The 8,193-nt window shown below is 42.6% G+C and carries 8 protein-coding genes and 5 tRNA genes; 2 read left to right on the top strand and 11 right to left on the bottom strand.

Annotated features, from left to right (window positions below):
* Window positions 1-19 precede the first annotated feature (19 nt).
* The 11 genes from CWB72_RS06515 to lolB form a co-directional block, all read right to left on the bottom strand.
* Window positions 20-104: transfer RNA gene (locus tag CWB72_RS06515), tRNA-Leu, on the bottom strand.
* A 20-nt stretch (window positions 105-124) separates the two neighbouring features.
* Window positions 125-201, bottom strand: a tRNA-Met gene (locus CWB72_RS06510).
* Window positions 202-203: 2 nt separating this feature from the next.
* A tRNA-Gln gene (locus CWB72_RS06505) sits at window positions 204-278 on the bottom strand.
* Window positions 279-317: 39 nt separating this feature from the next.
* Window positions 318-402, bottom strand: a tRNA-Leu gene (locus CWB72_RS06500).
* A gap of 47 nt (window positions 403-449) precedes the next feature.
* Window positions 450-526, bottom strand: a tRNA-Met gene (locus tag CWB72_RS06495).
* A 265-nt stretch (window positions 527-791) separates the two neighbouring features.
* Window positions 792-1,883, bottom strand: coding sequence for a redox-regulated ATPase YchF (gene ychF / locus CWB72_RS06485; protein ID WP_058030811.1), 1,092 nt, complete (start codon window positions 1,881-1,883; stop codon window positions 792-794).
* 43 nt (window positions 1,884-1,926) lie between these two features.
* Window positions 1,927-2,511: an aminoacyl-tRNA hydrolase gene (pth, locus tag CWB72_RS06480; RefSeq protein ID WP_058030810.1), complete on the bottom strand. Its 585-nt coding sequence runs from the start codon at window positions 2,509-2,511 to the stop codon at window positions 1,927-1,929.
* Between the two features lie 19 nt (window positions 2,512-2,530).
* Window positions 2,531-3,142, bottom strand: coding sequence for a 50S ribosomal protein L25/general stress protein Ctc (locus CWB72_RS06475; RefSeq protein ID WP_138566989.1), 612 nt, complete (start codon window positions 3,140-3,142; stop codon window positions 2,531-2,533).
* A 149-nt stretch (window positions 3,143-3,291) separates the two neighbouring features.
* Window positions 3,292-4,239, bottom strand: coding sequence for a ribose-phosphate pyrophosphokinase (locus tag CWB72_RS06470; RefSeq protein WP_130254997.1), 948 nt, complete (start codon window positions 4,237-4,239; stop codon window positions 3,292-3,294).
* 83 nt (window positions 4,240-4,322) lie between these two features.
* On the bottom strand, window positions 4,323-5,171 hold the full coding sequence (ispE, locus tag CWB72_RS06465; protein ID WP_138630060.1) for a 4-(cytidine 5'-diphospho)-2-C-methyl-D-erythritol kinase: 849 nt from the start codon (window positions 5,169-5,171) through the stop codon (window positions 4,323-4,325).
* Window positions 5,164-5,757: a lipoprotein insertase outer membrane protein LolB gene (gene lolB, locus CWB72_RS06460; protein ID WP_171037231.1), complete on the bottom strand. Its 594-nt coding sequence runs from the start codon at window positions 5,755-5,757 to the stop codon at window positions 5,164-5,166. Before lolB ends, ispE begins: the two co-directional genes overlap by 8 nt.
* Before the next feature lie 85 nt (window positions 5,758-5,842).
* Here lolB and hemA point away from each other — a divergent pair, with 85 nt between their 5' ends.
* Complete coding sequence (hemA, locus tag CWB72_RS06455) at window positions 5,843-7,102, top strand: glutamyl-tRNA reductase (protein ID WP_138630056.1); 1,260 nt, start codon at window positions 5,843-5,845, stop codon at window positions 7,100-7,102.
* Window positions 7,103-7,106: 4 nt separating this feature from the next.
* A complete protein-coding gene (gene prfA / locus CWB72_RS06450; RefSeq protein ID WP_058030804.1) occupies window positions 7,107-8,192 on the top strand; it encodes a peptide chain release factor 1 in 1,086 nt (361 codons plus the stop codon).
* The last annotated feature ends 1 nt before the right edge of the window (window position 8,193 follow it).

The raw sequence follows: 8,193 nt of genomic DNA, 5'->3' as shown, positions 1-8,193 counted from the left end.
AGTTCAAACTTTAAGAACATGGTGCGGAAGGAGAGACTTGAACTCTCACATCCGAAGATACTGGAACCTAAATCCAGCGCGTCTACCAATTCCGCCACTTCCGCATGTTTTCTTTAAAAGAAAATGGTGGCTATGCCCTGATTTGAACAGGGGACCCCATCATTATGAGTGATGTGCTCTAACCAGCTGAGCTACATAGCCATTGGCTGGAGTATCAGGATTTGAACCTGAGAATGGCGGGATCAAAACCCGCTGCCTTACCGCTTGGCGATACTCCAACTAAAGTAGTTTGATTATTTTAGTTCTAATCGAGAACATGGTGCGGAAGGAGAGACTTGAACTCTCACATCCGAAGATACTGGAACCTAAATCCAGCGCGTCTACCAATTCCGCCACTTCCGCACTACAAGGTAGTTAGTTTTATAGTTGCTAATCAACTCTAAAAAGCATGGTGGCTATGCCCTGATTTGAACAGGGGACCCCATCATTATGAGTGATGTGCTCTAACCAGCTGAGCTACATAGCCATCTCTTTTTAGTGTGTCACCATCGCTGGTGCGGGGCGTATTATGCTGATATGCTCCAAACTCGTCAACACCTTTTTTGCAAAAAAGTTGTCATTAAAGTTCTTTTGCAGATTAATTGCGCGAAATGGCTGAATATGAACCATAAAAAGATAAAAAGATAAAAAGATAAAAAGATAAAAAGATAAAAAGATAAAAAGTGAGCTGCTTTTAGAAAAACAAAAAAGGAGACATCTAGTCTCCTTTTCAAAACACTCAGTTAAAGCGATTAAACGTTGAACAGGAAGTTCATTACGTCGCCATCTTTAACAATGTATTCTTTACCTTCTTGGCGCATTTTACCTGCGTCTTTCGCACCGCTTTCGCCTTTGAATTCGATATAATCATCAAAACCAATTGTCTGTGCACGAATAAAGCCACGTTCGAAGTCTGTGTGGATTTTACCTGCAGCTTGTGGCGCAGTTGCGCCCACTGGGATAGTCCATGCACGTACTTCTTTTACACCAGCAGTGAAGTAAGTTTGTAATTTAAGTAGCTCGTAACCACCACGGATCACAAGGTTGAGGCCTGGTTCTTCAAGACCAAGATCAGCCATAAACTCTAACTTATCTTCTTCTTCTAGCTCTGAAAGCTCAGATTCAATTGCTGCACACACAGGGATCACAACTGCATCTTCGTTTGCAGCAATTTCACGAACTTGCTCTAAGAATGGGTTATTTTCAAAACCATCTTCAGTAACGTTCGCAATATACATGGTTGGTTTAATTGTTAGGAAGTTAAGCGGCTTAATAGCAGCTAGTTCTTCTTTACTAAGCTCTAAAGAACGCAGTGTTAAGCCTTCATCTAAATGGGCTTTCACTTTTTCTAGTACTTCGTTCTGGAATTTAGCTTCTTTATCGCCGCCTTTCGCTTTTTTTGCATTACGCTGAGCTGCACGATCCGCAGCTTCCATATCAGCTAAAACAAGTTCAGTATTGATAACATCGATATCATCAGCCGGATTTACTTGGCCAGATACGTGAACAATGTTTTCATCTTCGAAACAACGAACAACATGACCAATGGCATCAGTTTCACGAATATTAGCAAGGAATTGGTTACCTAAACCTTCACCTTTTGACGCGCCTTTTACAAGACCCGCAATATCAACGAACTCCATGGTTGTTGCGATTGTTTTTTGTGGGTTAACAATCTCAGCCAGTTGGTCTAAACGCGGATCTGGCACGGCAACAACGCCTGTGTTTGGTTCGATTGTACAAAACGGAAAGTTTGCGGCTTCAATTCCCGCTTTAGTTAATGCATTAAATAGGGTTGATTTACCAACGTTAGGTAAACCTACAATGCCACATTTAAAACCCATAATTTTGAACCTTCAGTTAATCAAATTGTTGCCGTAAGCGATTTTACGGCTTAAATGAATGTAGTCTGTTTTGTGCTTTTAACACACCGTCTTTTGCTAAAATTTCCATACAACGAACAGCTTCATCAACCACAGCGTCAATTTTTTCTTGGTCAGCTTGAGGAGCTTTACCTAAAACCCAGCCTGTTACTTTATCTCTGTGTCCAGGGTGACCAATACCAACACGTAAACGCATAAATTCTTTGTTATTGCCCATTTTAGCAATAATGTCTTTCAAGCCATTGTGACCACCGTGACCACCGCCTTTTTTGATTTTGGCGATCCCCGGTTCCATGTCCATTTCGTCATGGGCAACTAGAATATTTTCAGCTGGGATTTTATAAAAATTAGCAAGGCTTGATACCGCTTTACCACTTAAGTTCATATAAGTCGTAGGAATAAGCAGTTTGAATTCTTGGTTGTTGATTATGACTTTGCCAGTCAGGCCGTGATGCTTTGAATCAGGTTTTAAGATGCAATTGTAGCGTTTTGCCAGTTCTTCGATGAACCACGCACCGGCATTATGACGGGTTTGAGCATATTCGGGGCCTGGATTAGCCAGGCCCACAAGCATTTGAATAGTATTCAAGGTGCTAACACCTTAGGAATTATTCTGCAGCTTCTTCAGCTTCTTCAGAAGCAGCGCCTTTAGGAGCGTTTAAAGTAACAACTGCTTGGTCGTGGTCTGCACCTTTAGCTAGTTCTACTGAAACAACACCTGCAGGAAGAGCTACGTCAGAAAGGTGTACAGTTGCACCTACTTCTAATGCTGCTACGTCTACTTCTACGAACTCAGGAAGTTGAGCTGGTAAACAAGTGATTTCGATTTCTGTTACGTGGTGAGCAACAGTGTTACCGCCTTTAGTTGCAGTTTCTTCGTTGATGAAGTGTACAGGAACCTTAGTGTGGATCTTGTGAGCAGCGTCAACGCGTTGGAAATCAAGGTGAACAACCTTAGGCTTGTACGGGTGACGTTGGATATCTTTAAGAATAGCTTCAACAGACTCACCGCCAATGTTTAGCGTAAGGATGTGTGAGTAGAAACCTTCGTCTTCTTGTGCTTTGATCACTTTGTTGTGGTCAAGCGTTAAAGATACAGCGTCTTTTTCAGCACCGTAAAGAACAGCAGGAACTTTGTCAGCACGGCGTAGGCGGCGGCTCGCACCAGTACCTAAAACTTCACGTACTTCTGCATCTAAAGTGTATAATTCGTTAGACATGGATGTCTCCAAAATAATAGTTAAATAAATAGTTAAAGGGCTCGCGACCAAACCCTTCACCTTAAAAAGGCGCGCTACTATACCACTGCTAGATGGTAATTTAAACAAAAAAAGCACCCGAAGGTGCTTTTTGTCTAGGTAGGCGTTGTTTAGTGTGTAAACATTGCCGAGATTGACTCTTCATTGCTGATACGGCGAATCGTTTCTGCCAACATATCTGCAAGGGTCAATACTTTAATTTTATCGATTGAACGAAGCTCATCACTTAACGTGATTGAGTCAGTCACGATAACTTCATCAATAACAGAGTTGCGAAGGTTTTCTGCCGCAGCACCAGAAAGTACTGGGTGCGTTGCATAAGCAAATACGCGCTTAGCGCCATGTTCTTTGAGCGCTTCTGCAGCTTTACATAATGTACCACCAGTGTCGATCATGTCGTCAACAATAACACAGTCACGGCCTTCAACATCACCAATGATATGCATTACTTGAGATACGTTTGCTTTAGGGCGACGCTTATCAATAATCGCAAGGTCAGTATCGTTAAGTAGCTTGGCAATGGCACGCGCACGAACAACACCACCAATATCTGGAGATACAACAACAACGTCGTCGAAATCACGAGATTGCATATCTTCAAGTAATACCGGGCTACCAAACACGTTGTCTACTGGCACATCAAAGAAACCTTGGATTTGCTCTGCGTGTAGGTCAACAGTTAAAACGCGGTCAACACCTACGCTTGATAAGAAGTCAGCAACTACTTTTGCAGTGATTGGAACACGAGCAGAGCGCACTCGGCGATCTTGACGTGCATAACCAAAGTAAGGAATTACAGCTGTAATACGACCCGCTGATGCACGACGCAAAGCGTCAACCATCACGATTAGTTCCATTAGGTTGTCGTTTGTAGGGTTACAAGTTGATTGGATGATGAAGACATCCGAACCACGAACATTTTCATTGATTTGAACACTGATCTCGCCGTCACTAAAACGACCAACAACAGCATCACCTAACTCGATGAATAAACGTTTCGCAATTTTTTGAGCTAACTCAGGCGTTGCGTTACCAGCGAAGAGCTTCATGTCAGGCACGGTAGGGTTCCTCAGGCACTGAAATTTTTTGGACTAACATGCAATGACGTTGTCAAAACAGGCTAACTTAAACAATTTTACTTCTACTCTTTAAGCCATGACGCTAACTGGCGATGGGCCAGTGATACAGCATGGCTTGGGGCGATAAACCCTTGCCAAGCATTGGGTAATTCAGAGAGTACACGCCGTGCGCTTTGCTCAGAGTCTAGCTCCACAAAACAACACGCTCCCGTCCCAGTCATTCTTGACGGCCCGTATTTTAGCAACCACTGCAGGGTCTTTTCAACCTCGGGGTAGAGCTTTTTAACCAGAGCTTCACAATCGTTGCTGGTATTTTCCATAAACCACTGACTTGTTAGTTTTGGCGTATCTCTTGGTAAATCAGGGTGAGTGAAGACTTTTGCTGTACTAATATGAACATTGGGGAACACCACACAATACCATTTATGTTCAATCTCAACGGCATTGAGTTTTTCACCAACGCCTTGCGCTATGGCGGTTTTACCATTTATGAATACAGGCACATCGGCACCGAGTGTTAAGCCTATTTCAGCTAAGGTGTTTAGGTCTAAATGACATTGCCACAAAGAATTTAATGCCAACAAAGTGGTTGCTGCATCGGATGAACCACCACCAACACCACCGCCCATAGGCAAACATTTTTTTAAGCTAATCGTCACGCCTTGGGTGGTATGCTTGTATGGCAACAAAGCTTGAGCCGCTTTAAAGATTAGATTGTCTTCAGTTTTTATATCTTTGGTATCACCAATAATATTAATTTGGTTATCATCCGTTAAGTTAAACTCTAATTCGTCACCAAAATCTAAAAAGGTAAACAAACTCTCTAATTCATGATAGCCGTCTTCCCGCTGATTATTGATATGTAAAAACAGATTAAGTTTTGCTGGAGCCGTTAGAGTCAAGTTATTCATTATTAAATTGCCATGAATTGAGTTGAATTTTTATTCTTAGTTTATCTTGAGTAAGTGAAATACGTTTTGGTACCCAAAAGCCATCAACCATTTGATAGCTTTGATAGTTAATAAGCCATGTTTTACCTTGCTCATCTGTCCACTTTGCAGACTTAAGGCGCGACTGCGGATCATACTGATTATGGTCACTGCGAATGGCACCGGTTAACCAAAGCGGTGCTTTTTCAAAAGGTAATTGAAAACCACTCAATCTGGCGATGAGCTCACTACTACTTTGATCAATATATTGATCATCTTGATAGGCCATTTCACTGTGATTTTCATGCTCTATTAGTTCAAGCAATTGTGTGCCAATAAAACTGGATAAAATAAGGTGTTGACGACTTGCTTTTAGTTGCCAATTAAAGTTAACAGATTGCCGATCATCTGGGGCTATAAAGGCAACTTTACCACTGGCTTTCCAGTTTTTTTGTTCCTCTAATTGCGACCGCCAACCAGTTTGCGGTACGTCTTGCTCAGTTATTCGTTGGGCACAGCCACTGATAAATAAAAAAAACATGAGCAAAATCAAATGAATTTGTTTCAAATGTTGTTCCTTCCTTTCCATATTTGCAGGATGTTTGATAAAATTCTCGGCTTTCTTGCAGGGCTCGAGCAATTTATTGGTAGCTATGACCATTATCGCACTTGGTATTAATCACAAAACAGCATCGGTTGAATTACGCGAAAAAGTAGCGTTTTCACCTGAGCAATTATCAAACGCATTATCGCAATTGGCGAGCTCTGAGCAGTTTAAAGAGACCGTGATTGTCTCGACCTGTAACCGAACTGAGCTGTATTGTAGCCTTGAGCATAGCAATTCCCAAGCGCTTCTCAAATGGTTAGCTGATTTTCACTGTATCGACACTGAACAGCTTAAAGATAATGTTTATATACATCAAAACCAAGACGCCATTAATCACTTAATGCGCGTTGCCTGTGGTTTAGATTCTTTAGTGCTGGGCGAGCCGCAGATCCTTGGTCAGATCAAACAGTCTTACAACAGTGCTAAACAGCACGACTGTGTGTTGCCTACTTTTGAGCGATTATTCCAAAAAACCTTTTCAGTCGCCAAGCAAGTGAGAACTGAAACAGATATTGGTGCCAGTGCCGTATCTGTTGCCTATGCAGCAGTTAATCTAGCTAAACACATTTATGGCCAACTAGATAAAACCAAAGTGCTGTTAATTGGCGCAGGTGAGACCATTGAGTTGGTTGCAAGGCATTTATATCAGCAGCATCCAAAAGCCATCACGGTTGCTAATAGAACAATTGAGCGTGCTAAAAACTTAGGTGAAGAAGTTGAAGCCGATGTGATTTCATTGGCGCAATTGCCAGAAAAACTGCATGACGCTGATATTGTTATCAGTTCGACGGCTAGTACATTACCTATCATTGGTAAGGGGATGGTTGAGCAAGCGCTTAAACAACGACGCCACAAACCAATGTTGTTCGTTGATATTGCTGTGCCGCGAGATATTGAAAGTCAGGTGGGCGAGTTAGATGCTGCTTACCTTTACTCAGTTGACGACTTACAAGCCATCGTCAACGAAAATATGGCAAGCCGTGAGCAAGCGGCAGAGCAAGCGCAAGAGATCATACTGCAAAAAACCCATGAATTTGCTAAGTGGCAACGCTCACAAGGATCGATTGATGTTATTCGACAGTATCGAGACTCGGCGCAAGAAGTAAAAACAGAATTAGTAGAAAAGGCTGTAAATCAGCTACAATCAGGCAAATCAGCCGAAAAAGTGTTGCTTGAATTGGCTAACAAGCTCACAAATCGTTTAACTCACGCACCAACACGGGCAATACAGGCCGCGGCGCAAGAGGGTGATATCGATAAATTGGCAGTGCTTAAACAAACATTAGGAATCGAGCAGGAAAAGTAAATTAATGAAAGAGTCTGTATATCGTAAATTAGAGACCTTAGCCGAGCGCTATGAAGAAGTGCAAGCGATGCTAAGTGATCCAGAAGTTATTGGCGATCAAAATCGTTTCCGTGCCTTATCAAAAGAATACTCAGAACTTGAAGACGTAGTTAAAGCGTTTGCTTCTTACCAGCAAGCTCAAGACGATGTGGCGACAGCTGAAGAAATGCTGAAGGACTCAGATCCTGATATGCGTGAGATGGCGCAAGAAGAATATAAAGAAGCAAAAGCTGCCATTGTTGCCCTTGAAGATGAACTACAAATTTTGATGCTGCCAAAAGATCCGAAAGATAACAACAATGTTTATCTTGAAGTGCGTGCAGGTACAGGTGGTGACGAAGCGGCAATTTTCGCTGGTGATTTATTCCGCATGTACAGCCGTTACGCGGAAACTCAAAAGTGGAAAGTTGAAGTTGTTAGTACCAACGAAGGTGAGCATGGAGGCTATAAAGAAGTCATCGCGCACATCAGTGGTGAAGGTGTTTACGGTAAATTGAAGTTTGAATCAGGTGCGCACCGTGTACAACGTGTGCCTGAAACTGAGTCTCAAGGCCGCGTTCACACTTCTGCATGTACAGTAGCTGTCATGGCTGAGATCCCTGAAGCCGAAGCGATCCAAATTAACCCAGCAGATTTAAAAGTAGATACCTTCCGTGCATCGGGTGCCGGTGGTCAGCACGTTAACAAGACGGATTCTGCAATTCGTATTACGCACATTCCGACAGGTGTGGTTGTTGAATGTCAGGATGAACGTTCTCAGCACAAAAACCGTGCTAAAGCCCTTTCTGTATTAGGTGCACGTTTACAACAAGCTGAAGATGAAAAGCGCCAAGCAGCTGAAGCATCTGAACGTCGTAACCTTGTAGGGAGTGGTGACCGCTCAGAGCGTATTCGTACTTACAACTACCCGCAAGGTCGTATTACTGATCACCGTATTAACCTAACACTTTACCGTCTGAATGAGATCGTAGCCGGTGAATTAGGTGCCGTGATTGACCCATTATTACTTGAGCACCAAGCTGATTTATTAGCAGCAATGGGTGACGAGTAAT

It is taken from the genome of Pseudoalteromonas phenolica (assembly GCF_005886345.1).
Lineage (GTDB): Bacteria > Pseudomonadota > Gammaproteobacteria > Enterobacterales > Alteromonadaceae > Pseudoalteromonas > Pseudoalteromonas phenolica_A.
Note: the sequence above shows the minus strand (reverse complement) of the source record. Positions and strands in the feature narration are given on the sequence as shown.

Excerpts from the sequence above, each read along its gene's own strand:
- CWB72_RS06475 (WP_138566989.1), bottom strand. The coding sequence starts at position 3,142 with ATGTCTAACGAATTATACACTTTAGATGCAGAAGTACGTGAAGTTTTA.
- hemA (WP_138630056.1), top strand. The coding sequence starts at position 5,843 with ATGACCATTATCGCACTTGGTATTAATCACAAAACAGCATCGGTTGAA.
- prfA (WP_058030804.1), top strand. The coding sequence starts at position 7,107 with ATGAAAGAGTCTGTATATCGTAAATTAGAGACCTTAGCCGAGCGCTAT.
- ychF (WP_058030811.1), bottom strand. The coding sequence starts at position 1,883 with ATGGGTTTTAAATGTGGCATTGTAGGTTTACCTAACGTTGGTAAATCA.
- ispE (WP_138630060.1), bottom strand. The coding sequence starts at position 5,171 with ATGAATAACTTGACTCTAACGGCTCCAGCAAAACTTAATCTGTTTTTA.